The sequence below is a fragment of the Bradyrhizobium sp. USDA 4486 genome (assembly GCF_054057995.1).
The window spans coordinates 4,298,654-4,324,264 of the sequence record NZ_JBSRZV010000001.1 but is presented as its reverse complement, the minus strand read 5'-3'; the positions used below and the strand labels follow the sequence as shown (position 1 = coordinate 4,324,264).

Genomic DNA, 25,611 nt, shown 5'->3' with positions numbered 1-25,611 from the left:
TCGCATCTGCGGATAATGCTGCAGGTTCGATGTGTCTCGTGAGCAGCCGATCGCTCCACAAACTCGTCATGCCCGGGCATAGCCGTCCGCAAGGACGGCGTCGCTTCGCTCGCCTATGTCCCGGGCATCCACGTTTTGTTTTGCAGGAGTGAAGACGTGGATGGCCGGGACAAGCCCGGCCATGACGATGTGGAAACGGTAGCGCCAAAAATTACGCCGTTTTCATATGCGATAGCCCTGCGTCAATCCGGCTGTGGGCTCCGCGCTTGCGGGTCGACGGCCAGGATCAATATTGAAGCGAGTTCTTAAACGCGAGCGAACTGTCGTGTGCCAAAGCGCGATGAGATTGGGATGAACCGTCATCGCGCTCTAGGTTGTTGTTTGAGCATGATCTTTTCGCGAAACCGCTTCGCATTTTCACGGGAGCGGAAGGCTCCGGCCTAACCAGGACGCGGCCTCAAGGCGTGCCTAATCGTCGTCTTCGTCCTCGTCTTCGTCGTCCTCTTCCTCGTCGGGGTCTTCCTCCACCTGCACGAGCGTGGCCAGCGGCAGCGTCTCGCGGAACAGGTCGCCTTCCATGCCCATCCAGAGGCAGAGCACGTCGTCTTCTTTCACTTCCGCGACGGTCAGCGGCTGGCCGCCGGATTTCAGCATCACGACATCGCCGGCTTTCAAGTCCATGGATTGTCCTCCTGAGTGGTCTACGAGGAGGACGCTAGCAAGCCGTCATGACAGGGCGATCACGCAAGGCGCGTGTCGCAGGCAATCGCCGCCTCGGCCCTCGTCTCAACTGTCCGCGTTCGCGAACCGCTTGGCCGGCGAGCATCGGTGGCCGAAGAAGCCGGTCTCGCGCGTCATGTAGCAGAGCAGGCCGGCCGGGCGATATCGCACCCGGATGCGGTCCAGCTGCGCCATCGTCAGGGTCATGAATGCATCGATCCGTCGGGCCTGAAGCTGCAATCCGTGCTGATTGGCTTCCTGCAGCTTGGGGAGTTCCAGCTTTCGGTCGCGCGGAAGCTCGCCGGCGGGCCCGAGGCTCTGCTTGCCGAGCTGACCATACAACGTCTCCGCGCAATGATTCATCACGAGCACGTGGTGCTTGGCACTCAGCCAGTTGACCGTGACGACCTTGTGCAACGGGTTGATCGTGCCATCCGGCTGCCGGGCACAGAGGTTGAGATAGGCCTTCGGCCCATTTGCCTCCGGGTCATTGCAAAGCTCTTCGGTGGGACGCCCCGGATCGGCTCCGTTAAAGATCGCGCCATTGAACTGCGGAAGATTGGCTTCGGCGTTACAGTCGAAATTATACTTGGTGAGCAACGTTTCGGTCAGCGGATCCTGATCAAGAGTCTGCTTGCCAGCGGGATTCCGGCCTAGGTCACTCGGCCAGTCGATGTAGATCTCCGCCTTACGGCCGAAAATGGCGCCGCTCTGTCGCAGGGACGTGCGTGCCTTCCAATAGTCCGTGCCCGGTGCGAGCGTTTTCGTCTCGACCTGCATGAAGGCCCCGCTCAACTGGGGCTTTGGCGCGCCGCTTTGCTCCGCCAATATGTTCTCCTGCTGCGTTTGCACCTGGGCGAACGCATCCGAGATCTCGAGAAAGGTTTTGGTCGCCCATTCCATGTCGGTCTTGGCTTGTTCACCCATCTTCTGGTCGTACAAGTTCATGTACTGGAAGTATCCACCAACCAGTCCGGTCAGCACCGTCACGAGCGACAGGCCTTTGACGAGGGAGAACCCACGATCGAATTTAGTCAGCTAGCTCAGCGGTCCCGCGGCGGGAGGCTGCGTGTGCGTTGCGTCCTTCTCCTGCTCCATTGGTCGCCTCCAACTCGCTCCACGCCCCATGGCACGAGCGTACCGCAATTGGTGATTGCGAACTGTGAGGCATTTCACTTCAAGTGGGGCAGGGGAGCTGCCGAATGTCGGCAGGCAGTGGCTCGCTAGAGCATGATCCGGAAAAGTGCGAAGCGGTTTTCCGGAAAGATCATGCGAAACAAAAACGTAAAGCGCGACGACGATTCATCCAAATCTCATCGCGCTTTAGAGCAATCGCTTTGAAGATTTAGCAGGTCGTCATGCCCGGGCTTGTCCTGGACAAGCCCTGCCATGACACGGTGGATGTTTTGGTGCGCCCAATCATACGCAATTAGCCCCGCCAAGCAGGCAGGTGCAGCTCACGCAGCTGTCCATCGCAGACGTCGCGACGGTGACATCATGCCCCTGTTTTGCCCGACATGTCAACGGTTGTTCGGAAAATCAGCAGGTCCTTGAATTTGCCGCCGTCCGGCTACTGTGCATGGGGTTGTTTTCGATTTTTGCTCCCGTTCCCGATCAAGTCCGGTCCGGCACGAGCTCGGTCAGCGAGCGGATGATGCGGTCGGGCCTGATGGTCGAGCCTGCGGGCAGGCCCTCGCCATGCACGTCGATCCAGATCGCATAGATGCCGAGACGCTGCGGCGTCACGACTTCCCATTCGAGGTTGTCGCCGATCATCCAGGTGTCCTTCGCGGTAACGCCGAGCGCCTCCATCGCGTGCAGATAGGCGCGCTCCTCGGGCTTGCCGAAACCGTGCTCGCCCTCGATCTGGATGTGGTGGAAGCGGTGCGCAAGCTCGAAGCGCTCGACCTTGGCGCGCTGGGTATTGGCCGCGCCGTTGGTGACCAGCGCGAGCTTGACGCCGAGCGCTTTCAACTGGTCGATCGCCTCATGCGCGCCGGGGAAGACGAACATCTCCTCCTCGCGATAGGCGGTGAAGCGGTCGGCGATGCGGATGGCGAGTTCGTCGGGGAGAGCAGGGTGGCCGGCCGCGGCGAGCGCGGCGAAGCCGCCCTTGACGGTGATGTGCCGCGCCTCGGCGAGCTTGAGCCGCCACGAGGCGTCCGCATTGGCCCAGAAGTTTCGCGCGAACGCCAGCACCGCGGTTGCAACCTCGTGCGGCGGCAGCGGCGCAAGCTCTGCGGCGAATTCGTTGGCGATGGTGTTCCAGGCGATCTCTGGCCGGCCATAGGCCGACAGGATGGTGTCGTCCATGTCGATCAGCATGGCGCGCGGCAGCGGCGGCATTGCAGCGCTCATGGCCATTTCACCTCCGGCGGCAGCGAGGACAGGATGGAATCCACATTGCCGCCGGTCTTGAGCCCGAAGATGGTGCCGCGGTCGTAGAGCAGGTTGAATTCGACATAGCGGCCGCGCCGGATCAACTGCTCCTCGCGATCAGCAGCCGTCCAGGCGCTCGCGAAATTGCGCCTGACGATGTCAGGATAGACCTTCAGGAAGGCGCGGCCGACATCCTGGGTGAAGGCGAGGTCGGCGTCCCAATCGCCGCTGTCGTGCCAGTCGTAGAAGATGCCGCCGATGCCGCGCGCCTCTTTCCGGTGCGGCAGATAAAAATACTCGTCGCACCACTTCTTGTACTTGTCGTAATCGGCGACGCCGCTCGGCTGATTGCAGGCCTCCTTCATCGCGGCGTGGAAGGCGAGCGTGTCGGCATCCTCCTGCGTGCGCCGGCGCTCGAGCACCGGCGTCAAATCCGCGCCGCCGCCGAACCAGGCCTTGGTGGTGACGACGAAGCGCGTGTTCATGTGCACGGCCGGCACATGCGGATTGCGCATATGCGCAATCAGCGAGATGCCGGAGGCCCAGAAGTTCGGGTCTTCCGCCGCGCCCGGGATCTGCGCGCGAAACTCGGGCGCGAATTCGCCGTGCACGGTCGAGCAATGCACGCCGACCTTCTCGAACAGGCGCCCATGCATCATCGACATCACGCCGCCGCCGCCGGCGGCGCCGCTGTGATCGGTGCGCTGCCAGGGCGTGCGCTTGAAGCGGCCGGCCTCGCCCGGATAGAGGCTTTGCGGTGCGTCGTCCTCGAGCCGCTCGAAGCTTGCGCAGATGTCGTCGCGCAAGGCCTCGAACCAGGCGCGGGCGCGGCTCTTGCGGTCTTCGATTGTCGATGCGTCCATGTTCATTCCAGTGTGGACTGCCGTAGGGTGGGCAAAGGCGCCCTTGCGCCGTGCCCACGATCTGTCTCCGCCATCTCGAATGGTGGGCACGCTACGCTTTGCCCACCCTACGAGATGCTCACGCGTGCGGACCGTAATAGGTGCAGCTCTCGTTGCAACTGTCGCGGTGGATGCTGACGCGGGTCAGCTGGCCGATATGGGCCAGCCGCTCCCAGACGAAGCGCGAGAGGTTTTCCAGCGTCGGCGCGCCCAGCCCCTCGATCTTGTTGAGGTACTTGTGATCGAGCGCGAGCCGCACGTCTTCAATCGCACGCTGGACGAGGCCGAGGTCGACCACCATGCCGGTTGCAGGATCTGGCGTGCCGCGCAGCGTCACCTCGGCGCGGAAGGAGTGGCCGTGGATCTCTTCGCTCGCGGCACCGAAGGTCGTGCCGGATAGTGAATGCGCCGCCTCGAAGCGGAACGATTTCGTCAATTCCCACATTTTTCGAAAACCAGTCCTATCTGATGCCGAGCGACTTATGCGTCTGCACGCTCAGCCGCCACTGCGGGTGGCGCAGGCAATAATCGATCGCGCGCGCGGTGTTCTCGGTGACCTCAGGTCCATCCATCGGCTGCAGCGAGAAGCGCTCGAAGGCGAGGCCCTCGAAGGTCTCGGGAGCGGCGAGGGCCTGCGGATAGACCAGCTTCAGCTCATGGCCGCGCGTCTGCACGAGCTCGCTGCCACCCTTGGGGCTGACGCAGATCCAGTCGAGGCCGTCGGGAGCTGCAATCGTGCCGTTGGTCTCGACGCCGATCTCGAAACCGCGCGCATGGAGCGCATCGATCAGGTCGGCGTCGACCTGGAGCAGCGGCTCGCCTCCGGTGAGGACCACGTAGCGGTTGTCGCTCGAGGCGGTCCACTGCGCGGCGATGGTGTCGGCGAGGTCTTCAGCCGAAGCGTAACGGCCGCCGAGCGTGCCGTCGGTGCCGACGAAATCCGTGTCACAGAACTTGCACACGGCCTCGGTGCGGTCGGCCTCGCGGCCGCTCCAGAGGTTGCAGCCGGCAAAACGGCAGAACACCGACGCGCGCCCGGCATGGGCGCCTTCGCCTTGCAGGGTCAGGAAGATCTCCTTGACCGCGTAACTCACTGGTCTCTCCTCAATGGTCTCGAACTTGCGGGTTCCGGAGCTGCCGCAGCGCTTCGCCCGCGGCCATCGCCGCGGTCATGGCGACATTGAGCGACCGCAGCCCCGGATTGATCGGGATCACCAGCCGCGCGTCGGCGGCCTCGATCACCGCGTCGGTGACACCGGCGCTCTCGCGCCCGAATAGCAGGATGTCCGCCGTCTGGTAACGGAAATCGCGGTAGTCGGTGGCACCCTTGGTGGTGAACAGCAGCAGGCGGTAGCCCTGTGCCGCGCGCCACTCCTCGAACTTCGCCCAGGAGTCGTGTCTGACGATGCTGACATGGTCAAGATAATCCATTCCCGCCCGGCGGAAATGCCGGTCGGAGATCGGGAACCCTGCCGGCTCGATGATGTGGGCGCCTAGCCCCAAGCAGGCGCAGAGGCGGAGAATCGTGCCGGTGTTCTGGGGGATGTCGGGCTGGAAAAGCGCTATCTGCATGGCTTGGCTTCGGGTTGGGCGGGACCGAATTGTCTCAATAAAACATCGCTGGCGCGGGAATTCGTGCATTGCACGCTCCCGCGCCGTTAGCGGGCTTGCGCTCGCTCGGCAAGGGTGCCAATAGAACGATTCTGGACTGCTGTTTTCGCCCTTGTTTTGGTGGGGACAAGTGAAGTTCTGCCGCCGCGGGGGGCCGCGGGCGCCGGCAGGCTGTTCTGGGGACCTTGGGGGCTCCCGGAGCGGTTCCGCCGGCAGCATAAGAAGAAAGGGTTGGAATCGTGACGACAGCGTCTTCGGCGGACCATCCGACACGCCGTGATTTCTTATTCGTTGCAACGGGGGCAGCTGCAGCAGTAGGGGGCGCGGCCGCGCTCTGGCCCTTCATCTCCCAAATGAATCCTGATGCGTCGACCATCGCCGCCGGTGCGCCGATCGAGGTCGATCTCAGCCCGGTCGCCGAGGGCCAGGACATCAAGGTGTTCTGGCGCGGCAAGCCGATCTACATCAGCCACCGCACCAAGAAGCAGATCGACGAGGCGCGCGCTGTCAACGTGGCGAGCCTGCCCGATCCGCAGTCTGACGAGGCCCGGGTCAAGTCCGGCCATGAGCAGTGGCTGGTCGTGATCGGCATCTGCACCCATCTCGGCTGCATCCCGATCGCCCATGAGGGCAATTACGACGGGTTCTTCTGCCCCTGCCATGGTTCGCAATACGACTCGTCCGGCCGCATCCGCCAGGGGCCCGCGCCCGCGAACCTGGCCGTGCCGCCGTACCAGTTCGTTTCCGACACCAAAATCCAGATCGGCTGAGCTGCGGACCTGCGTCCGAAGTTTCGCGCCGTCTCGTCGTTATATTTCCTCAGGATCGCATCATGAGCGGACCATCCGACTACCAGCCGAGCAATCCGGCCCTGCAATGGATCGAGCGGCGCCTGCCGATCATGGGTCTCATCCATTCCTCCTTCGTCGTCTATCCCACCCCGCGCAACCTGAACTACTGGTGGACGTTCGGCGCCATCCTCTCCTTCATGCTGGGGATGCAGATCCTCACCGGCGTGATCCTGGCGATGCACTACACGCCGCATGCCGATCTCGCCTTCAAGTCGGTCGAGCTGATCGTCCGCGACGTCAATTACGGCTGGCTGCTGCGCAACATGCATGCCTGCGGCGCGTCGATGTTCTTCTTCGCGGTCTATGTCCATATGCTGCGCGGCCTCTATTACGGCTCCTACAAGGAGCCGCGCGAGGTGCTCTGGATCCTCGGCGTCATCATCTACCTCCTGATGATGGCGACGGGCTTCATGGGCTATGTGCTGCCCTGGGGCCAGATGAGCTTCTGGGGCGCCACCGTCATCACCAATTTGTTCTCCGCCATTCCCTATGTCGGCGAGAGCATCGTGACGCTGCTGTGGGGCGGCTATTCGGTCGGCAACCCGACGCTGAACCGCTTCTTCTCGCTGCACTATCTCCTGCCGTTCCTGATCGCGGGGGTCGTCGTGCTGCACGTCTGGGCGCTGCACGTCGCCGGCCAGAACAATCCTGACGGCGTCGAGCCGAAGACGGAGAAGGACACGGTGCCGTTCACGCCGCACGCGACCATGAAGGACATGTTCGGCGTGTCCTGCTTCCTGCTGCTCTACGCCTGGTTCATCTTCTACATGCCGAACTATCTCGGCGATGCCGACAACTACATCCCGGCCAACCCGGGCGTGACGCCGCCGCACATCGTGCCGGAATGGTACTACCTGCCGTTCTACGCGATCCTGCGCTCGATCCCGAACAAGCTTGCGGGCGTCATCGCGATGTTCTCGGCGATCATCATCCTGTGCTTCCTGCCCTGGCTGGACAGCGCCAGGACGCGGTCGTCGAAGTACCGTCCGCTGGCCAAGCAGTTCTTCTGGATCTTCGTCGTGGTCTGCATCCTGCTCGGCTATCTCGGCGCGCAGCCGCCGGAAGGCATCTATGTGATCGCCGGCCGAGTCCTGACGGTGTGCTACTTTGCCTATTTCCTGATCGTGCTGCCGCTGCTCTCGCGGATCGAGACGCCACGGCCGGTGCCGAACTCGATCTCGGAGGCGATCCTCGCCAAGACCGGCAGCAAGTCGACGCCGATGGTATCGACCGCGATCGTGCTCGCGCTCGCCGGCGCCCTGTTCGCGGGCTCTGTCGATACCGCCAAAGCGTCCGAAGGCAGTGACAGGCCGCCGGGCAACAAATGGTCGTTCTCAGGTCCGTTCGGCAAGTTCGACCGCGGCGCGCTGCAGCGCGGCCTGAAGGTCTACAAGGAGGTCTGCGCCAACTGCCACGGCCTGTCCTTCGTCGCCTTCCGCAATCTCGCGGAAGCCGGCGGTCCCGGCTATTCGCCAGCACAGGCGGCGGCGTTTGCGTCCGACTACAAGATCAAGGACGGTCCAAACGATGCTGGCGACATGTTCGAGCGCCCAGGCCGGCCGGCCGACTACTTCCCTTCGCCGTTCCCGAACGAGCAGGCTGCCCGTGCTGCCAATGGCGGCGCGGCGCCGCCCGACCTGTCGCTGATCACCAAGGCGCGCTCCTACGGCCGCGGTTTCCCCTGGTTCATCTTCGACTTCTTCACCCAGTACCAGGAGCAGGGCCCGGACTATGTCGCGGCGGTGCTTCAGGGCTTCGAGGAGAAGGTGCCGGAGGGCGTGACGATCCCGGAGGGCTCCTACTACAACAAGTACTTCCCGGGCCATGCCATCAAGATGCCGAAGCCGCTCAGTGACGGCCAAGTGACCTATGACGACGGCTCGCCGACCACGGTGGCGCAATACGCCAAGGACGTCACCACGTTCCTGATGTGGACCGCCGAGCCGCATATGGAAGCGCGCAAGCGCCTCGGCCTCCAGGTGTTCGTGTTCCTGATCATCTTCGCGTTCCTGATGTACTTCACCAAGAAGAAAGTTTGGGCCGACTCGCACTGAGCGGCGCGCGACGAGAAATGAAAAAGCCCCCGCGAGGGGCTTTTTTGTTGGACTGTCATTCCGGGGCGATGCGTCAGCATCGAGCCGGAATCTTGAGATTCCGGGCTCGCTATCGCGCGCCCCGGAATGACGAGAGTGTGGATTGCCTCACGCGCTTGCACCCGCCAAAATACCGCCAACCGCTCCCCAGAAACTCACCGGAGGACACCATGGGAACCACCATCACCTTCAAGCGCCCGGACGGCAAGGACGCCTCGGGCTATCTCGCCAATGCCGCGCGGGGCAACGCGCCGGGCGTGGTCGTGATCCAGGAATGGTGGGGCTTGTCGGACCAGATCAAGGGCCTGTGCGACCGCTTTGCGCTGGCCGGCTTCGATGCGCTGGCGCCCGATCTCTACAAGGGCAAGGTGGTGCCGTATCACGACACGGATTCCGCCAACAAGGAGATGAACTCGCTCGACTTCATGGACGCCACCACGCAGACCGTGCGCGGCGCCGCGCAATATCTGTCGCGCAACGGCGCCAAGGTCGGGCTGACAGGCTTCTGCCTCGGCGGCGCCGTCACCATCATCGGCGCGGTGCATGTGCCGGAGCTCGCCGCCGGCGTCGTGTTCTACGGCATCCCGCCGGAGCAGGCGGCCAAGCCCGCCGACGTCAAGATCCCGCTCCAGGCCCATTTCGCCAATAAGGACGATTGGTGCACGCCGGAGCTGGTGGGCGGCTTCGAGAAGGCCATGAAGGCCGCCGGCAAGTCGCTCGAGCTGTTCCGCTATGACGCCGAGCACGCCTTCGTCAACGAGCAGCGCCAGGCCGTGCACGACCGCGAAGCCGCCGAGCTCGCCTGGGGCAGGGCCACGGAGTTTTTCCGGAAGCATCTGGGATAATTGTCGGCAGCCCAGAGTTGGGCGGCGCCCTTGACGCCGCCCCCGGGCCATGGTGAGTATCCGCCCCATGAGCACCGCCGTCCGCCCAGCCCGTCTTTGGTGGCGCACCTCCTAAGAGGTGGCCGGTGCGATTTTCCTTTCCCAAATCGTCTGAGGTCGCCAGCACAGCGCGGCGGCCTGATCGTTTGTCCTGTGTGGCGTTCCCTCGACAAGTTTCGTAAGAGGACCACATGAACAGGACAGTCTTTGCCCTCCCGGCCAGAAGTGAGTACGCCACCCGCGCGGGTCTCGCGATCACGCGCGTGGCGGAGCAATTCACCGGCGGCGCCAACCGGCTCGACGACCTCATCAACCTGCTTGATCGCCGCCGCGGCGTGGTGCTGTCCTCGGGCACGACCGTGCCCGGCCGTTACGAGAGTTTTGACCTCGGCTTCTCCGATCCGCCGCTCAAGCTCGAGACCACGAGCGTCAATTTCAAGCTGGAAGCCCTGAACGGGCGTGGCGAGGTTCTGATCGCCTTCCTCGGCGACGTGCTGCGCGAGCCCTGCGTCGTGATCTCCGAAAAGATGCCAACGCGCCTTGCCGGCCATATCGTTCGCGGCGAGGCGCCGGTCGATGAGGACCAGCGCACGCGGCGCGCCAGCGTGATGTCGTTGGTGCGCGACATCGTCGCCGCCTTCTCCTCCAATGACGATGGCCTGCTCGGCCTGTTCGGCGCCTTCGCCTATGACCTCGTGTTCCAGATCGAGGATCTCGTGCAGAAGCGCCCGCGCGAGGCCGACCAGCGCGACATCGTGCTGTACGTGCCCGATCGCCTGCTGGCCTATGACCGCGCCACCGGCCGCGGCGTGGTGCTCACTTACGATTTCGCCTGGAAGGGCAAGTCGACGGAAGGTCTGCCGCGCGAGACCGCCGAGAGCCCGTATCTGAAGACGCCGCGCCAGGGTTTTGCCGATCACGCCCCAGGCGAGTATCAGGCGACCGTCGAGACCGCGCGCGCGGCGTTTGCACGCGGCGATCTGTTCGAGGCCGTGCCCGGCCAGCTGTTCGCCGAGCCGTGCGACCGCTCGCCGGCCGAAGTCTTCCAGCGGCTCTGCGTCATCAATCCGTCGCCCTATGGCGCGCTGATGAATCTCGGCGAGGGCGAGTTTCTCGTCTCGGCTTCGCCGGAAATGTTCGTGCGCTCCGACGGACGCCGCGTCGAGACCTGCCCGATCTCGGGCACGATCGCACGCGGCACCGATGCGATCGGCGATGCCGAGCAGATCCGCCAGCTGCTGAACTCGGAGAAGGACGAGTTCGAGCTCAACATGTGCACCGACGTCGATCGCAACGACAAGGCGCGCGTCTGCGTCCCCGGCACCATCAAGGTGCTGGCGCGGCGGCAGATCGAGACCTACTCAAAGCTGTTCCACACTGTCGATCATGTCGAGGGCATGCTGCGCCCCGGCTTCGACGCGCTCGACGCCTTCCTCACCCATGCCTGGGCGGTGACTGTCACCGGTGCGCCAAAGCTGTGGGCGATGCAGTTCGTCGAGGATCACGAACGCTCGCCGCGGCGCTGGTACGCCGGCGCGATCGGCGCGGTGAACTTCGACGGCAGCATCAACACCGGCCTCACCATCCGCACCATCCGCATGAAGGATGGCCTCGCCGAGGTGCGCGTCGGCGCCACCTGCCTGTTCGACTCCGATCCGGCCGCTGAAGACCGCGAGTGCCAGGTCAAGGCTGCCGCCTTATTCCAGGCGCTGCGCGGCGATCCGCCGAAGCCGCTCTCGACCTTTGCGCCCGATGCGACCGGTTCGGGCAAGCAGGTGCTGCTGATCGACCACGACGACAGCTTCGTGCACATGCTCGCCGATTATTTCCGCCAGGTCGGCGCCAGCGTCACCGTGGTCCGCTATGTGCATGCGCTCGACATGCTCAAGCAGAAGAGGTGGGACTTGCTGGTGCTGTCGCCCGGCCCTGGGCGCCCTGAGGATTTCGGGATCAGGAAGACGATCGATGCGGCGCTGGAGAAGAAGCTGCCGGTGTTCGGCGTCTGCCTCGGCGTGCAGGCGATTGGCGAATATTTCGGCGGCGAACTCGGCCAGCTGACCCATCCCGCCCATGGCCGTCCCTCGCGGGTGCAGGTGCGCGGCGGCCGCCTGATGCGCAATCTGCCGAACGAGATCGTCATCGGCCGCTACCACTCGCTGTTCGTCGAGCGGGACAGCATGCCGGAGGTGCTAAGCGTCACCGCCAGCACCGAGGACGGCGTCGCCATGGCGCTGGAGCACAAGACCCTGCCGGTCGCCGGCGTGCAATTCCACCCGGAATCGCTGATGTCGCTCGGCGGCGAGGTGGGCTTGAAGATTGTTGAGAATGCGTTCCGGCTGGATGCCGGGACGAATTGAGTGCAGGATATTTCACCTCGTGTTCCGGGATGATGCGCAAGCACCAGACCCGGGATCTCGAGATTCCGGCTTCGGTGCTACGCACACCCCCGGAATGACATGAAACGAGAAACGAATGACCTTTGACCACGACCTGAAGGCGAGCGTCCGCACCATCCCCGACTATCCCAAGCCGGGGATCATGTTCCGCGACATCACGACCCTGCTCGCGGATGCGCGCGCATTCCGCCGCGCCGTCGACGAGCTCGTCAATCCCTGGGCCGGCAACAAGATCGACAAGGTCGCAGGCATGGAAGCGCGCGGCTTCATCATCGGCGGTGCGGTGGCGCATCAGCTCTCGGCCGGCTTCGTGCCGATCCGCAAGAAAGGCAAGCTGCCGCACACCACCGTGCGCATCGCCTATTCGCTCGAATACGGCATCGACGAGATGGAGATGCATGTCGACGCCATCCAGCCCGGCGAGCGCGTCATCCTGGTCGACGATCTCATCGCCACCGGCGGCACCGCCGAGGGCGCCGTGAAGCTGCTGCGCCAGATCGGCGCCAATGTCGTCGCCGCCTGCTTCATCATCGACCTGCCCGAGCTCGGCGGCGCCGCCAAGCTGCGCGCCATGGACGTGCCGGTGCGCACGCTGATGACGTTCGAGGGACACTGAGGGGGCGTAGAATAGCGCCCGGGCTATTTTGTTTGGATTGCTGTCGGCTGCGGCCTCCGTCCACCTCTCCCTGCGGGAGAGGTGGAGTTCGTCGGCCGAGCACACTCTATGACCGCTGCAGGATCAGGTTGAGCTCCAGCTCGCGGAAGGCGAGATAATTGCGCCGGATCCACTGGTGCAGCTCGGTCGAGGAGTCCTTCTCCTGACGCAGATAGCCGGTGAAGGAGAAGGTCAGCCGGTCGATATAGGTCTTCAGGAAGCCGGGCAGCGCGGGCAGGCGGAACAGACGGCCGCCTTCCATCGCGGCGGGCAGCTCGCCGCGGACGACATATTCATTGTCCACCGTGATCAGGTTCATCCGGGGGATCTGTCCGCGCAGCATCGCGTGGGCGCGGGCCGAGACGCGGTCGGTGTCGGCCACGAACATGATCTGCGGTGCGACATGGCGGCGTGCCGCTTCCTTGAGCAGGCCGATCTCCTCCGTCATCTTGAAGAACTCGTCGAAGGCGTGGAAGCCGAGGTCGATCACCTTGGCGAGACCGTCATCGACGATGACGCGGTCCATCAGCTGCATCTTGCCGTAGGTGTCGATCACGTCGGCGGTCTCCGTGATCTTCGGCAGATAGTCGAGCAGCGACGGCTCCTTCAGGTTGACGTCGAAGGCCGCCACATTGCCGTTCTTCAGCAGCAGGAATTCGCTCAGGAGCCGCGCCAGCAGGGTCTTGCCGACTTGCGGGCGGGGCGAGCAGATGATGTAGACGGGTGTCGCGGACATTGCGGATGATTATTTGAGCGAACTTGCCGCCCAATCCAGCCGTATCCGCCCGAGGTTCGCAACTATTTTTCGCTGTTGCGGGTCACCGGCTTCGAACCGACGATGTCGGTCAGGCGGATGCGGTCGTACTCGCTCCAGACATTGGCCAGCCAGTGCCGGACATAGCCGCGCAGCACGAACGAATAGTTCGCCGCCTCGTCGCTGATGCCCTTGTTGGCGACGAATTTCAGGAACGGAACGGAGGACACCTCGACCTGCTCATAGGCCATTTCGTTGAGCTTGGGGATGGTCAGCTCGGTGGCGTCCTTGATGCGGTGGAAGTAGGAATTGTAGGTCGCCTGATCCCACTGGAAGAACTGGGTGTCGTTGATGAAGTTCTTCACCAGGAAGTATTTCGCGCCGGTCATGAAGCCGGCGGTCTCGGCGATCTCCTCCAGCGAGGCGATCGAGGGGCCCAGGATATGGAACACCGCGAAGGTGATCTGGCCGGCCTTGGCGGCATCGAGGAAGCCGATGTCGCGCAGCGAGGCCAGCGCCGGCGAGAGCAGGCCGGCGCGGACGTCGATGACGGTGACCGACGGGCTGACCGCGTTGAGCGTGTCAAAGATCTTCATCTGGTCGGCTGTCGTCGTCATGTCGACGATCTCGGTGATATCAGGGTGAAAGCGCTTCAGGGTTCCGCGCGGCGACTCCGTGTCGAACGCGCGCGTCGGCACGTTGTTGGCTGAGAAATAATCGAGCAGGGTGCGCGATACCGTGGTCTTGCCGACCCCGCCCTTGTCCGCGCCCACCACAACCACTGCCGGCTTTGCCATTGCTGTCCCCTAACGCGCGCCCCCGATCGCGAGGTCGCAATCGGCCGGGCCCCAAATCGATGTCCCGAGTCTGCTGTTGGGCGCGAACATGGCAGAAACAAGGGAGAATTCAAATCCTCGGCACGCTCATGCGGCTATTCGCGGGGGTTTTTCCTGATCGTTGCGAAACCGCCGCATGCGGTGCCTGCTTCAACGGCGGCCCCAGGGACCGATGGGATTGCAAGCCGCGGTTCCGGAGGGTCTGGACGCGGGGACGGGCGGCGGACTGGCCGGATCGGCTGCATCGCCCCACGGTCCCTGCGACAGTGGCGGCGGGGTGGTCTGCGCATCAGACTGCGGCTCGGGCTGATCCGTCGCTTCAGCCGGGTCGGGCAACGGGCCGGGATCGTGGCCGCCGGCAAACTTGACCAGCGCGTCGATGCGCGACTGCACCGAGGGATGGGTCGCGAACAAATCGGCAAAGCCCTCGCGCGGATTGTCGACGCAAAGCTCCATCACCGCCGAGGTCGCGCCCGGCAGCTCGCCGCGGCCCTCGATCTTGCGCAGTGCCGAGATCATGGCATCAGGATCCTTGGTCAGTTCGACCGAACCGGCGTCGGCGAGAAATTCACGCGAGCGCGACAGCGCCAGCTTCACCACCTGCGACATCAGCCAGGCCACCACGATCAGCACGACCGCGATGATGATGACGATCACCGCGCCGCCGCCGGAGCTCTTGCTGTCGCTCGACGAGGAGGACGACCGCGACGACGAGGAGGAGCCCGACGACCACGAGCCGCCGCTGGTGTTCCAGCTGAAATTCGTGAACACGCGGAAGAACAATTCGCCGAAGAAGCCGACCACGCCGGCGATGATGACGGCAACCACCATCAGCTGCACGTCGCCGTTCTTGATGTGGGTCAGCTCGTGCCCCAGCACCGCCTCGATCTCCTTGTCATTCAGCGCATCGAGGAGACCGGTGGTGACGGTGACCGAATATTGCCGCGGGTTGAGGCCGGTCGCGAACGCGTTCAGCGCCGGGCTTTCCATGATCTTCAGCTTCGGCATGGTGATGCCGCGCGAGATGCAGAGGTTTTCGAGCAGGTTATAGAGCCGCGGCTCCTCCTGCCGGGTGATGTCGTGGCCGCCGGTCACCGCGTCGATCATCGACTGGTGGAAGAAATAGGCGATCACGACCCAGGCCACTGTGACGACCGTCGCAATCGGCGCGGCGACGATCAGATCATGCAAGGCGCGGCTCAGGTAGAAGGCGGCGGTCCGGTTGCTGTCGATGAGGACTTCGGCGACCAACGCACCGGCATAGACCAGCACATAGACCAAAGCGAACAGGCCGGCGAGCAGCAGCATCGAACGAAACTTGTTCGAGGCGATATGCGTGTAGAGACCATACGCGGCCATGGCTGCTTCCGTTTAACCTTTGTCATTCCGGTGCAGGCCACAGGCCTGAAGCCGGAATCCAGAGGTTGGTGATCTCGAAGAGATTCCGGGTTCGATGCTGCGCATCGCCCCGGAATGACACCCTTGGTGAGCAGCAATCAGAACTTCACCTGAGGCGTCGCTTCGACTTCGGTGCGGCTGCCGCCGAGATCGAAGAAGTCCTTTCTAGTGAAGCCGAACATGCCGGCGAACAGCGCGGCGGGCATCTGCTGGATGCCGGTGTTGTACTCCTGGACCGCGTTGTTGAAGAAGCGGCGGCTCGCCGCGATCTTGTTCTCGAGGTCGGAGAGCTCGGATGCGAGTTGCTGGAAATTGGCGTTGGCCTTGAGGTCGGGATAGGCCTCCGACAGCGCGATCAGGCGGCCGAGCGCGCCGGAGAGCTGGTTCTCGGCCGCGGACACCTGTGCCGGACCCTGCGCCGACATCGCCGAATTGCGCGCCTTGATGACGTCGTCGAGCGTGCCGCGCTCGTGCGAGGCATAGCCCTTCACGGTCTCGACGAGATTCGGGATCAGGTCGTGACGCTGCTTGAGCTGCACGTCGATGTCGGCAAAGGCCTGGCCGACGCGCTGGCTCAGCGCCACCAGGCGGTTGTAGGCGCTGAAGGCCAAGAATACGAGGACGACGATGACGCCGAGAACGATCCAGCCGGTCGACATGGAGGACTCCTGAAGGGCATTGAGGCGGGCGTTAGGGTAGACCAAATTGGCGCAGGGCGAGAGCCCCGGCGCAGAGGGCAAGTAAGACTTGGTCGAACCGGGAACCATCCAAGTTCAAGGCGAAAGCCTTGAATGAGGTTAACTTTCGGCAACAACGGCATCGCCCCAGCGCCAGCGCCGGGCACCTGCATAGGTGGCTTTATCGCGGCGGGCGACCTTTGCCAGTTCGACGCCGCCCTCGGTACAGAGCTTGGCCGCGATCTCGGCCTTGCCGACATCGGGCGGTGCCAGCACGCGTGAGGCACGCGTTGTTGGCGGCGTACGGGTCAGGGCGACGTAGATGAAGCGTTCGTCCTCGAACGGGACCTCGGCGCCCTTGATCTGCCGGTGCGCCTGCGAGCGCGGCAGGCGCTGGCTGAAATGGCACCAGTCGGGTGCTGTGAGCGGGCAGGGTTTTTCGTGCGGGCAGGGCGCAACGACGTAGGCGCCAGCCGCGATCAGCTGCTGGCGCAGCGCGAGGATGCGGGCGTAGCCCGCGGGCGTGCCGGGCTCGATCACGACCAGCGCGCGGCGCGCTTTGGCCCACATTGCCTCCGCGAGTATGCGCTGGTCGCCTTCGCTGAGCTCGCCGATGATGTAGCTGGCGATGACGAGATCGGCTTGCGAGAGCTCGCCGAGGTTGCCGCCGGCATCGCCCGGCAGATAGCGGCACTCCGAAAGGCGCGAGCTGTCGCGTGCCAATTCGAGCGCAAGCCGGCTCAGCGTGGTGTTGGCGTCGAGCAGGGTGAAATCCTGCAGCGATGGAAACGCCTCAGCGGCGGCCCAGGTCGCGGTGCCTGGACCTGCGCCGACATCGAGCAGTGTCTCCGGGGCGAGATCAGGAGCGATTTCGGTCAGCGCATTCAGGCTCGCGGTCACGGCCGCGTAGGTCGCCGGCATGCGCGCCAGCGCATAAGCCAGCGCATCGGCCTCCGACTTGATCGTGCCGGAGCCGCCGCCGGCGCGATAGGTGGTCGAGATTTTCTGCGCCCGCTGGGCAGCGTCGGCGCGGGAGAAGCCCTGAAGCTTGCCGTCGAGGGCGGCTTTCAATTCGGCGGGGAGCGTGGGGGCGATCATAACAACCTCGCGTCATTCCGGGACGCGTGAAGCGCGAACCCGGAATCTAGAGATTGTAGCGCGAGATCCGGGTTCGATGCTGCGCATCGCCCCGGAATGACGGTCAATCCTCTCAAGCCACGTTCTGGTCGAGAATATCCACCGCCTCTTGCAGGCTCACCGAGACCAGCTGCGAGACGCCGCGCTCGGCCATGGTGACGCCGAACAGGCGGTTCATCCGCGCCATCGTGATCGGATTGTGCGTGATGATGATGAAGCGAGTGTCGGTCGAGCCGGTCATCTCGTGCAAGAGGTTGCAGTAGCGCTCGACGTTGTGGTCGTCGAGCGGCGCGTCGACTTCGTCCAGCACGCAGATCGGCGAGGGGTTGGTCAGGAACACCGCGAAGATCAGCGCCATCGCGGTCAGCGCCTGCTCGCCGCCCGAGAGCAGTGACAGCGTCTGCGGCTTCTTGCCCGGCGGTTTTGCGATGATCTCGAGACCGGCCTCGAGCGGGTCGTCGCTCTCGATCAGGTGCAGGGCGGCCTCGCCACCGCCGAACAGCTCGACGAACAGCCGCTTGAAATGGTTGTTGACGACCTCGAACGAGGTCAGGAGCCGCTCGCGCGCTTCCTTGTTGAGGCTCTGGATGCCCTGACGCAGCCGCTTGATGGCCTCGACCAGGTCGTCGCGCTCGGTGACGAGGCCCGTGTGCTGGGTCTCGACCTCGCGCAGCTCTTCCTCGGCGCGCAAATTGACTGCGCCGAGGCGCTCGCGGTCTCGGCGCATCTTTTCGAGGTCTTCCTCGATGTCGTGCAGCGGCGGCAGCTCTGCGCCGGGCTCGATCTCGGCAAGGCCCGCGACCGCCTGCGGCTCGACCTCGAGCATGTCGCGGATCTCGCGCTCGATGTCCTCGAGCCGGCGCCGCGCGCCTTCCATGCGCTCCTCGGCGCGCGCGGTGGCCTCGCGGGCGCTGGAGAGCGCCTCGAGCGTCAGCTTGGCGACGCGGTCGGTCTCGGCCATCGCGGTCTCCGCGGTCGCCAGCGCGTCGGCGGCCATGCGGCGGTCGTTCTCGGCGTATTCGATCTCGGTGATCAGTGCGCTGCGCTTCTCAGCGAACACTTGCGGCGCGTTCTCGAGCTCGCTGCGCTCGATCGTGAGCTCGGCGATACGGGCCTGGATGGTGTCGATATGGGAGGCCGCGCTCTCCTTGCGGTTCTGCCACTCGGTGCGCTCGGCGAGGATGGCCTGCACGCGGCGGTCGGCGAGCTCGGCCTCGCGCGCCAGTGCCTGCGCCTCGGCGCGGACCTGGGCGGCCATGCGGCGATGAGCCTCGATGTCGCTGCGGACGGCGGCGAGGCGGGTCTCGGTGTCCTCGCTCGACGGCAGCTCGTTAATGCCAGCCTCGGCATATTCGTAGGCGGCTTCGGCCTCGGCGCGGTCTGCCGCGAGGCGGCTGTGCGCTTCCGACAGCGTCGCCTTGCGCGCCGCGTGGCGGCTGATCTCGCGCTCGGCGCTCGCATGGCGCTCGCGCGCGGTGTTGAGCTCGCGCTGCGCGGCGCGCCAGGCTTCGCGGCTGGCAGCTTCGGTGCTGGCGGCCATCTGCAATTCGGACTCGGCATTCTCAAGCGCCTGGCGCTTGATCTGCGCGTCGATGCGGGCCTGCTCCAGCTCGTTCTCGATGTCGACGAGGCGGGCGCGCTCGGCAAGGCGCCGCGCGGCGCCGGTCGGTGCGTGCGCCGCGGCGACGAAGCCGTCCCAGCGCCAGACGTCGCCCTCCGGCGAGACCAGCCGCTGGCCGGTCTTGAGCTGCGAGACCAGCTCAGCGCCGCGCTCGCGCGGCACCACGCCGATCTGCGCCAGGCGGCGCGCCAGCTCGGCCGGCGCCTGCACGTGGTTGGCGAGCGGGGTGACGCCCTCGGGCAGCTCCGGATCGCCCTCGGTGACGCCGGCATTGGTCCAGCGCATTGGCGCCGACGGGTCGACCGGTGCGTCGAGATCGTCGCCGAGCGCGGCGCCGATCGCCTTTTCAAAACCCTTGTCGACGGTGATGCCGTCGATGATCGGCGGCCACAGGTTCTTGGTCTCGCCATTGACGATTTTAGAGATCGTACGCGCTTCGGTCTCCAGGCGCTGCACGCGCTTGTCGGCTTCATTCAGCGGCGAGCGCGAGGATTCCAGCGTCTGGCGTGCGGCGAGGTGCGCGGCTTCGCTCGCCTGCGCCGCGGCTTCGGAGGCTGCCAGCGTCTGCTCGGCGGTCTCGACCAGAGCAGTCAGCTCGTCGAGATCGCCGAAGCCGCCGGTCTCCTGCGCAAGCTTCTGCTCTTCGGCGGTGACGTTCGCGATCTCCTGGTCGAGCCGGGCGAGCTTGTCGCGATGGGTACGGACATTGGCTTCCAGTTGATTGCGCTTGGCGGTGAGGTCGGCGAGCGCGGTGGTGAGCTCGGCGAATTGCCGCTCGGTCTCGGTCAGCACAGCCTCGGCCTCGGCGACGCGCTCGTCGACGCCGGACCGCTTCTCGACGCGCGACTTGATCTCTTCCTTCAGCTCGGCGTCTTCGGTGTCGAGCCGCTGTAGCGCGACGTCGGCATCCATGGTTTGTTGTTGAGCACGGGAAATGTCGCCCTCGAATTGCGCAAGCCGGCGCTCGAGCTCGGCGACGCGCTCCTTGGCGCGCTCTTCCTCGCGGTCGAGCTGCTCGCGGGCATTGGTGAGGCGCTGCAGCCCGGCCGCGGCGCGCGCTTCGGCATCGCGCAGCGCCGGCATTTCGGCGGCGCGGATCGCCTGGATGCGGGCGGCTTCGGCCTGGTGCTGCGTGCGCTCGGCCATCTCGCGCACGGCGAGGTCGTGGGTCTGGCCGGACTCGTTGACGTCGGCGTGGGCGCCGATCCAGCGCAGGTGGAACAGCGTGGCCTCGGCCTTGCGGACCTTGGCCGCGACCTCGCGATAGCGCACGGCCTGGCGGGCCTGCTTCTTCAGGCCTTCCATCTGGCCGGAGAGCTGGCCGATCACGTCCTCGACGCGGGTGAGGTTGGTTTCGGCGGCCTTCAGCCGCAGCTCGGCCTCGTGCCGGCGGGCGTGCAGGCCGGCGACGCCGGCGGCGTCTTCCAGCACGCGGCGGCGCTGCTCGGGCTTGGCCTGGATGATCTCGCCGATCTTGCCCTGGTGGACGAGGGCTGGCGAGCGCGCGCCGGTGGCGGCGTCGGCGAACAGGATCTGCACGTCGCGGGCGCGCACGTCGCGGCCGTTGATGCGATAGACCGAACCGGCCTCACGCTCGATGCGGCGGGAGATCTCCAGAATCTGGCTGTCGTTCATCGCCGCCGGCGCGGTGCGATCGGCATTGTCGATCGTCATCGTCACTTCGGCGTGGTTGCGCGCGGGACGGTTGCCGGAGCCGGCGAAGATCACCGCGTCCATGTCGGCGGCGCGCAAGCTCTTGTACGAGGTCTCACCCATCGCCCAGCGCAGCGCTTCGACGAGATTCGACTTGCCGCAACCGTTGGGGCCGACCACGCCGGTCAGGCCGGGCTCGATGACGAAGTCCGTGGGCTCAACGAAGGACTTGAAGCCGTGAAGGCGCAGGCGGGTGATTTTCATAAGCACGCATCTCTGTTGGCAGGCGCGAATCCCCCTGCCGGGACAGTACCATGGAAGGCAATGTCGCTGTCTGGGCGAGTCGCGCGAGGCGGCTCGTGCGGCTGGACAATGGCCGCCGGGCGCCGCGAGGGCAACCGGCGAAAGCCGCTTTTCCCAAGGGATTTATGGCGGGAATGATACGGCTTTCGAGATGAGAATCAGGATCTTGACGAGCGAATCAGCTCTTGAGCAGCGCGTTGATCTTCTTGGCGAACTCCTCGAACGAGGCCTCGCCCTTGATCTTCTCGCCGTTGATGAAGAAGGTCGGCGTCGAATCCACCTTCAAGATGTCGCTGGCGTATTTCTGGTCGGCGGCGATCTTGTCGAGCAGCGCCTGATCCTTCAGGCAGGCCTCGACCTGCTGCTGGGTCAGGCCGGCCTGCTTGCCGATCCGCGTCAGGGTCTCGGTGGTGTTCTTCATCACCCAGTCGCTCTGCTGGCGGAACAGCATGTCGGTGACCGCGAAGTATTTCGGCGCGTCGCCATTGGCGATGCAGCGCGACAGCATCGAGCCGGCCGCGGCCTTGATGTCGAGCGGGAACTCGCGGAAGATGTAACGGATCTTGCCGGTGTCGATGTATTCCGACTTGATCTTGGGGAACACCTGCTCGTTGAAGGCCGCGCAATGCGGGCAAGTCATCGAGGCGAATTCGGTGATGGTGACCGGGGCGTCCTTCGGGCCGAGCGCCATGTCGGGCAGCGACACCGGCTTGGCGACGTCGGCGGCGGTCTGCGCCTTTGCTTCAGGGATCATTGCCTCGGAGATGAACCGCAGCGGCGAGAGGCCGGCGACCGCGGCAAGCCCGGTCAGCGACAGCATCGTGGTGAAGGCGCGGCGGGTGATGATCACGGTCGGCTCCCGAATTGGCGAGGTGTTGCCCGAGGTTCCCGTTCGGGCGGCCTGTCGCTAGCTTGAAACCTCGTTCGAGGCAATGGCGAGGGACAAGGACCGGTCCAGAATAGCCAGGGAATGAGGCTCAATTTCGCTTGATGGCGGCCCCGAGCCGCGCCAGCGCCGTCTTCAACTCTTCATCTTCGATGCCCACGAGGCTTTCCGCCACCTTGGCGACGCTCTTGGGGTCCGGCGGGCCAGGTCGCTTCCGGACCTGGGGACGGGACAGGGGGGCCTGGCGGAAGGCCAGCTTGCCGACGGCGCTCCAGCCGAAGAAGCGGTTGACCCGCTCCAGGATGACGTCGGCGGAGTGCTGGATCTCCAGCGCCATCGGGCCCTCGACCCGCAGCACCAGCGTCGCCGGCTCCTGCGGCTGGCCCTCGACCGGCCGCGGCCACTGCATCTTGAGGGGTTCGGCATGGGCCGCGATCTCGGGCCCGGCAATCTGCGCCCACCGCGTCACCAGCTCGCGCGCCGCAAAACCTTGCTTGGCATAGGCCTCGGCAAAGACGTCGTTGAGCAGGATCCCGAGTGGCTTCGCGCTGATAGGACCGGGTTTGAAGATGGGGCCGGATTTGGACATGGGCGCCTTATAGCACTTCGGCGGGTGGACCACAGGCCCGCGGCTCGTCACGGCCGGGCATAGCCGTCCGAAGGACGGCGTCGCTTCGCTCGTCTATGTCCCGGCCATCCACGTTCTTCCTTCGAAGAAAGACGTGGATGCCCGCGACGAGCGCGGGCATGACGTAGAGAGGCCGGTGCATTTGCCGTTACAGTGAGGCATGAGTTCCAGATCCGTCCGCAAGCCGAAGCCGAAACCTTCCCTGCCGGAGACCACATCGCGTCCGTTCGCGCTCCTCCAATGGTATGACCGCCATCGCCGCCGGTTGCCCTGGCGCGCCGCGCCGGGCGAGGCGTCGGACCCTTATCGCGTCTGGCTGTCGGAGATCATGCTGCAGCAGACCACGGTGAAGGCGGTCGGGCCCTACTTCGAGAAATTCGTCGCACGCTGGCCTGACGTCACGGCGCTGGGGAGCGCTTCGCAGGACGAGGTGCTGCGGATGTGGGCCGGGCTCGGTTATTATTCGCGCGCACGAAATCTCTACGCCTGTGCCGTTGCCGTCACGCAGGAACATGGCGGTGTGTTTCCGGACACGGAGGAGCGGCTGCGGACACTGCCGGGCATTGGCCCTTATACAGCGGCGGCGATTGCGGCAATCGCGTTCGGCCACCGCACCATGCCGGTCGACGGCAATATCGAGCGCGTGGTGTCACGGCTGTTCGCGGTCGAGGAGGAGCTGCCGCAGGCGAAGCCGCTGATCCAGCAATTGGCCGCGACGCTGCTGGCGGATTCTCGCGCCGGCGACAGCGCGCAGGCGCTGATGGATCTCGGCGCCTCGATTTGCACGCCGAAGAAGCCGGCCTGCTCGCTGTGCCCGTTGAACGAGGATTGCACCGCGCGTGCGCAGGGCACGCAGGAGACCTTCCCGCGCAAGGCGCCGAAGAAGAGCGGGACGTTGCGGCGTGGCGCGGCCTTCGTCGTCACGCGCGGCGACGACCTGCTGGTTCGCTCAAGGCCCGAAAAGGGCCTGCTCGGCGGCATGACGGAAGTGCCGGGCTCGGACTGGCTCGCCGGCCAGGAGGATGCGACGGCGAAGCAGCAGGCGCCCGAATTGACTGGGCTGTCGCGCTGGCAGCGCAAGGTGGGCGTCGTCACCCACGTCTTCACACATTTTCCGCTGGAGCTGGTGGTCTACACGGCGAAGGCCGAGGCTCGCACGCGCGCGCCTGAAGGCATGCGCTGGGTGCCGATCGCGACCCTCGCGAACGAGGCGCTGCCCAACGTCATGCGCAAGGTGATCGCGCACGCATTGGACCTCTAGCCGGCTATCCTGCTGCCACTATGGTGTCAGCAGGGCTCGGTTACCTGTCGGCAGCAACGGAGGTGCCGCATGGTCAAGACCGCGCTCGACAATTTTCCGAGGCCGCCCTGCGCCGAGCTGTTGGGATGGCGCCTGCTCGACGCCCGCCCCGAAGAGGGCTGGATCAAGCTCTCCTTCGACGGCAAGCCGGAGTTCTGCAACCCCGCGGGCTTCATCCAGGGCGGCATGCTCTCTTCCATGCTCGACGACACAATGGGTCCGGCGGTGCTGGTGATGAGCGAGGGCCGGCTCTACACCACCACCATCAGCATGACAGTGAACTTTTTGGCGCCGGCAAAGCCCGGGCCGATCATCGGCGAAGCCAAGGTGACGCAGCTCGGGAAGACGATCGCGTTCATCGAGGGCAAGCTGACGGCGGAGGACGGCACGGTGCTGGCGACGGCGAGTGCCAGCGAGAGGTTGTTGGAGGCGGCGAGAGTGGTGAAATAAGGCGGGCGCTTTCCGCTTCGCGTACGATGTCAGCGTTCGCGCGCCCAAGCTTCTGCATCGTCATGGCCGGGCTTGTCCCGGCCATCCACGCCTTGCCAAGCGGAACGAAGAACGTGGATGCCCTGGAACAAGCCCGGGCATGACGAACCCTGGAAAGCCGCGCTATCAGGGAATGACCCTTACATCTCCGCGCGCGCGTCCTTGCTCACGATCGGCGGCTTGGCGTTGAGCGCCTCCACCTGGAATCCCGCGACGCGCTTGTAGTTCGCAGCGATGTCTTCCAGCTCCTGCTGCGACAGCACGTCGGTGACCACCTTGTAGCCATCAGGCGCGCGCTCCTCGACCAGTTGCATCACCTGCTCGGGTCCGTTCTTGCGGTTGAGCAGGACGAGGTCGGTGGTTGCCGGCCTGCGCTCGGCCTCGTAGGCTAGCAGCGCGGCCTGCGTCGGGCCGTGCGCCAGGATCTCGCGGGTGATGACGCGGGCATCGAGGATCGCCTGCGAGGCGCCATTGGAGCCGATCGGATACATCGGATGCGCGGCATCGCCCATCAGCGTGACCTTGCCGAATGTCCATTGCGACACTGGATCGCGGTCGACCAGCGGATATTCGTAAGCGTGCGGGCAGTTCCTGATGAGACCGGGCACGTCGAGCCAATCGAACTGCCAGCTCTCGAACCAGGGCAAAAACTCATCGAGCCGCGCGGTGCGGTTATAGTCCTCGCGCCGCCACTGATAGGTCGGCGGCATGTGCCGCTCGGCCACCCAGTTGATCAGATGGTTGCCTGATTCGTCCGGCTCCTTGGAGATCGGATAGCAGACGAATTTCAGGATTTCGTGGCCGGCCATGATCATGGTGCGGCCGGTGAGGAAGGCCTTCGATGGCGTCACGCCGCGCCAGAGGATGCGGCCGTTCCAGATTGGCGGTCCCTCCTGCGGATAGAGCTTTTCGCGCGCGGCGGAATGGATGCCGTCGGCGGCGATCAGGATCGCGCCATCATAACTGCCGGCGGCCTTGCCGGTCGCCCGGTCGATGAAGTCGGCGCGCACGCCGTTGGCCGTCTCAGTCCAGCCGGTCAGATGATGGCTGGTCAGGATGTTCTCGCGGCCGAGCCGCTCGACCGCGATATCGAGCAGGATTTGCTGGAGCGTGCCGCGGTGGATCGAGAATTGCGGCCATTTGTAGCCGGCTTCCAACCCGCGCGGCTCGCTCCAGATCGGCTTGCCGTGCTTTGAGAAATAGGCGAGCTCGCGGGTCCGCACACCGCTGGCATCCAACTTGTCCATCAGCCCGAGCTCGATCAGCTCGCGGACCGCATGCGGCAGCACGTTGATGCCGACGCCCAGCGGCTTCAGTTCCGCGACGCTCTCGAGCACTTTTACGGGAACGCCGATTTGATGCAGGCTGAGCGCAAGCGTCAGCCCGCCGATGCCGCCACCGGCGATGAGTACCGTCATGACAAATCCCCCTCCGATCC

At 65.0% G+C, this 25,611-nt stretch carries 23 protein-coding genes; 7 read left to right on the top strand and 16 right to left on the bottom strand.

What is annotated here, in order from left to right; translation table 11 throughout:
* Positions 1–468: 468 nt before the first annotated feature.
* From ACVWY3_RS21000 to ACVWY3_RS20970, 7 genes are all read right to left on the bottom strand, one after another.
* On the bottom strand, positions 469–681 hold the full coding sequence (locus ACVWY3_RS21000) for a YodC family protein (protein ID WP_456840179.1): 213 nt from the start codon (positions 679–681) through the stop codon (positions 469–471).
* 105 nt (positions 682–786) lie between these two features.
* The gene (locus tag ACVWY3_RS20995; protein WP_456840178.1) at positions 787–1,710 is read right to left on the bottom strand and encodes a hypothetical protein; all 924 of its coding nucleotides are present in this window, start codon (positions 1,708–1,710) and stop codon (positions 787–789) included.
* A 624-nt stretch (positions 1,711–2,334) separates the two neighbouring features.
* Entirely contained in the window at positions 2,335–3,084 is a 750-nt protein-coding gene (locus ACVWY3_RS20990; protein ID WP_456840177.1) for an HAD family hydrolase, read from the bottom strand.
* The gene (gene hemF / locus ACVWY3_RS20985) at positions 3,075–3,962 is read right to left on the bottom strand and encodes an oxygen-dependent coproporphyrinogen oxidase (RefSeq protein ID WP_456840176.1); all 888 of its coding nucleotides are present in this window, start codon (positions 3,960–3,962) and stop codon (positions 3,075–3,077) included. Before hemF ends, ACVWY3_RS20990 begins: the two co-directional genes overlap by 10 nt.
* 118 nt (positions 3,963–4,080) lie before the next feature.
* A complete protein-coding gene (locus ACVWY3_RS20980; RefSeq protein ID WP_456840175.1) occupies positions 4,081–4,446 on the bottom strand; it encodes a 6-pyruvoyl trahydropterin synthase family protein in 366 nt (121 codons plus the stop codon).
* A gap of 16 nt (positions 4,447–4,462) precedes the next feature.
* Positions 4,463–5,095 (bottom strand): 7-carboxy-7-deazaguanine synthase, encoded by a 633-nt coding sequence (queE, locus tag ACVWY3_RS20975; RefSeq protein WP_456840174.1) that lies wholly within the window; start codon positions 5,093–5,095, stop codon positions 4,463–4,465.
* Between the two features lie 10 nt (positions 5,096–5,105).
* A complete protein-coding gene (locus tag ACVWY3_RS20970; RefSeq protein ID WP_456843409.1) occupies positions 5,106–5,573 on the bottom strand; it encodes a tRNA (cytidine(34)-2'-O)-methyltransferase in 468 nt (155 codons plus the stop codon).
* A 278-nt stretch (positions 5,574–5,851) separates the two neighbouring features.
* Between ACVWY3_RS20970 and petA the strand changes: the two genes are divergently transcribed.
* The 5 genes from petA to ACVWY3_RS20945 all read left to right on the top strand — a co-directional run bounded on the left by petA (position 5,852) and on the right by ACVWY3_RS20945 (position 12,452).
* The gene (gene petA, locus ACVWY3_RS20965) at positions 5,852–6,382 is read left to right on the top strand and encodes a ubiquinol-cytochrome c reductase iron-sulfur subunit (protein ID WP_456840173.1); all 531 of its coding nucleotides are present in this window, start codon (positions 5,852–5,854) and stop codon (positions 6,380–6,382) included.
* Positions 6,383–6,444: 62 nt separating this feature from the next.
* A complete protein-coding gene (gene fbcH / locus ACVWY3_RS20960) occupies positions 6,445–8,517 on the top strand; it encodes a cytochrome b/c1 (protein ID WP_456840172.1) in 2,073 nt (690 codons plus the stop codon).
* Positions 8,518–8,726: 209 nt separating this feature from the next.
* A complete protein-coding gene (locus ACVWY3_RS20955) occupies positions 8,727–9,401 on the top strand; it encodes a dienelactone hydrolase family protein (RefSeq protein WP_092217875.1) in 675 nt (224 codons plus the stop codon).
* A gap of 230 nt (positions 9,402–9,631) precedes the next feature.
* Positions 9,632–11,797 (top strand): anthranilate synthase component I, encoded by a 2,166-nt coding sequence (locus ACVWY3_RS20950; RefSeq protein ID WP_456840171.1) that lies wholly within the window; start codon positions 9,632–9,634, stop codon positions 11,795–11,797.
* A 115-nt stretch (positions 11,798–11,912) separates the two neighbouring features.
* Positions 11,913–12,452 carry an adenine phosphoribosyltransferase gene (locus tag ACVWY3_RS20945; RefSeq protein ID WP_011085277.1) on the top strand — a complete coding sequence of 180 codons (540 nt, stop codon included), beginning with the start codon at positions 11,913–11,915 and terminating at the stop codon, positions 12,450–12,452.
* 106 nt (positions 12,453–12,558) lie between these two features.
* Here ACVWY3_RS20945 and ACVWY3_RS20940 read toward each other — a convergent pair whose 3' ends face one another.
* The 8 genes from ACVWY3_RS20940 to ACVWY3_RS20905 form a co-directional block, all read right to left on the bottom strand.
* Complete coding sequence (locus tag ACVWY3_RS20940) at positions 12,559–13,227, bottom strand: hypothetical protein (RefSeq protein WP_456840170.1); 669 nt, start codon at positions 13,225–13,227, stop codon at positions 12,559–12,561.
* 62 nt (positions 13,228–13,289) lie between these two features.
* Complete coding sequence (locus ACVWY3_RS20935) at positions 13,290–14,042, bottom strand: hypothetical protein (protein ID WP_456840169.1); 753 nt, start codon at positions 14,040–14,042, stop codon at positions 13,290–13,292.
* A 189-nt stretch (positions 14,043–14,231) separates the two neighbouring features.
* A complete protein-coding gene (locus tag ACVWY3_RS20930; RefSeq protein ID WP_456840168.1) occupies positions 14,232–15,440 on the bottom strand; it encodes a M48 family metallopeptidase in 1,209 nt (402 codons plus the stop codon).
* Positions 15,441–15,577: 137 nt separating this feature from the next.
* Positions 15,578–16,138 (bottom strand): LemA family protein, encoded by a 561-nt coding sequence (locus ACVWY3_RS20925; RefSeq protein ID WP_456840167.1) that lies wholly within the window; start codon positions 16,136–16,138, stop codon positions 15,578–15,580.
* Positions 16,139–16,276: 138 nt separating this feature from the next.
* Positions 16,277–17,254 (bottom strand): small ribosomal subunit Rsm22 family protein, encoded by a 978-nt coding sequence (locus ACVWY3_RS20920; protein WP_456840166.1) that lies wholly within the window; start codon positions 17,252–17,254, stop codon positions 16,277–16,279.
* A 112-nt stretch (positions 17,255–17,366) separates the two neighbouring features.
* Positions 17,367–20,831 (bottom strand): chromosome segregation protein SMC, encoded by a 3,465-nt coding sequence (gene smc, locus ACVWY3_RS20915; RefSeq protein ID WP_456840165.1) that lies wholly within the window; start codon positions 20,829–20,831, stop codon positions 17,367–17,369.
* Between the two features lie 217 nt (positions 20,832–21,048).
* Entirely contained in the window at positions 21,049–21,720 is a 672-nt protein-coding gene (locus ACVWY3_RS20910; RefSeq protein ID WP_456840164.1) for a DsbA family protein, read from the bottom strand.
* 127 nt (positions 21,721–21,847) lie between these two features.
* Positions 21,848–22,345: a DUF721 domain-containing protein gene (locus tag ACVWY3_RS20905; RefSeq protein ID WP_456840163.1), complete on the bottom strand. Its 498-nt coding sequence runs from the start codon at positions 22,343–22,345 to the stop codon at positions 21,848–21,850.
* Between the two features lie 199 nt (positions 22,346–22,544).
* On the opposite strand from ACVWY3_RS20905, the gene mutY reads away from it, so the two are divergent.
* Both mutY and ACVWY3_RS20895 read left to right on the top strand, forming a co-directional pair.
* Positions 22,545–23,645, top strand: a complete 1,101-nt coding sequence (gene mutY, locus ACVWY3_RS20900) for an A/G-specific adenine glycosylase (protein ID WP_456840162.1) — start codon at positions 22,545–22,547, stop codon at positions 23,643–23,645.
* Positions 23,646–23,714: 69 nt separating this feature from the next.
* A complete protein-coding gene (locus tag ACVWY3_RS20895; protein WP_456840161.1) occupies positions 23,715–24,134 on the top strand; it encodes a PaaI family thioesterase in 420 nt (139 codons plus the stop codon).
* A gap of 179 nt (positions 24,135–24,313) precedes the next feature.
* Here the strand turns inward: ACVWY3_RS20895 and ACVWY3_RS20890 are convergent, their stop codons facing one another.
* Entirely contained in the window at positions 24,314–25,591 is a 1,278-nt protein-coding gene (locus ACVWY3_RS20890) for a flavin-dependent oxidoreductase (RefSeq protein WP_456840160.1), read from the bottom strand.
* Positions 25,592–25,611: the final 20 nt, after the last annotated feature.

What these genes read in the sequence shown, in the direction of transcription:
- ACVWY3_RS20945 (WP_011085277.1), top strand. Translation starts at nt 11,913, where the DNA reads ATGACCTTTGACCACGACCTGAAGGCGAGCGTCCGCACCATCCCCGAC.
- hemF (WP_456840176.1), bottom strand. Translation starts at nt 3,962, where the DNA reads ATGGACGCATCGACAATCGAAGACCGCAAGAGCCGCGCCCGCGCCTGG.
- ACVWY3_RS20955 (WP_092217875.1), top strand. Translation starts at nt 8,727, where the DNA reads ATGGGAACCACCATCACCTTCAAGCGCCCGGACGGCAAGGACGCCTCG.
- smc (WP_456840165.1), bottom strand. Translation starts at nt 20,831, where the DNA reads ATGAAAATCACCCGCCTGCGCCTTCACGGCTTCAAGTCCTTCGTTGAG.
- ACVWY3_RS20905 (WP_456840163.1), bottom strand. Translation starts at nt 22,345, where the DNA reads ATGTCCAAATCCGGCCCCATCTTCAAACCCGGTCCTATCAGCGCGAAG.
- ACVWY3_RS20990 (WP_456840177.1), bottom strand. Translation starts at nt 3,084, where the DNA reads ATGGCCATGAGCGCTGCAATGCCGCCGCTGCCGCGCGCCATGCTGATC.
- ACVWY3_RS20890 (WP_456840160.1), bottom strand. Translation starts at nt 25,591, where the DNA reads ATGACGGTACTCATCGCCGGTGGCGGCATCGGCGGGCTGACGCTTGCG.
- ACVWY3_RS20930 (WP_456840168.1), bottom strand. Translation starts at nt 15,440, where the DNA reads ATGGCCGCGTATGGTCTCTACACGCATATCGCCTCGAACAAGTTTCGT.
- ACVWY3_RS20980 (WP_456840175.1), bottom strand. Translation starts at nt 4,446, where the DNA reads ATGTGGGAATTGACGAAATCGTTCCGCTTCGAGGCGGCGCATTCACTA.
- mutY (WP_456840162.1), top strand. Translation starts at nt 22,545, where the DNA reads ATGAGTTCCAGATCCGTCCGCAAGCCGAAGCCGAAACCTTCCCTGCCG.
- ACVWY3_RS21000 (WP_456840179.1), bottom strand. Translation starts at nt 681, where the DNA reads ATGGACTTGAAAGCCGGCGATGTCGTGATGCTGAAATCCGGCGGCCAG.
- ACVWY3_RS20935 (WP_456840169.1), bottom strand. Translation starts at nt 14,042, where the DNA reads ATGGCAAAGCCGGCAGTGGTTGTGGTGGGCGCGGACAAGGGCGGGGTC.
- ACVWY3_RS20970 (WP_456843409.1), bottom strand. Translation starts at nt 5,573, where the DNA reads ATGCAGATAGCGCTTTTCCAGCCCGACATCCCCCAGAACACCGGCACG.
- ACVWY3_RS20940 (WP_456840170.1), bottom strand. Translation starts at nt 13,227, where the DNA reads ATGTCCGCGACACCCGTCTACATCATCTGCTCGCCCCGCCCGCAAGTC.
- ACVWY3_RS20925 (WP_456840167.1), bottom strand. Translation starts at nt 16,138, where the DNA reads ATGTCGACCGGCTGGATCGTTCTCGGCGTCATCGTCGTCCTCGTATTC.
- ACVWY3_RS20895 (WP_456840161.1), top strand. Translation starts at nt 23,715, where the DNA reads ATGGTCAAGACCGCGCTCGACAATTTTCCGAGGCCGCCCTGCGCCGAG.
- fbcH (WP_456840172.1), top strand. Translation starts at nt 6,445, where the DNA reads ATGAGCGGACCATCCGACTACCAGCCGAGCAATCCGGCCCTGCAATGG.
- ACVWY3_RS20950 (WP_456840171.1), top strand. Translation starts at nt 9,632, where the DNA reads ATGAACAGGACAGTCTTTGCCCTCCCGGCCAGAAGTGAGTACGCCACC.
- ACVWY3_RS20920 (WP_456840166.1), bottom strand. Translation starts at nt 17,254, where the DNA reads ATGATCGCCCCCACGCTCCCCGCCGAATTGAAAGCCGCCCTCGACGGC.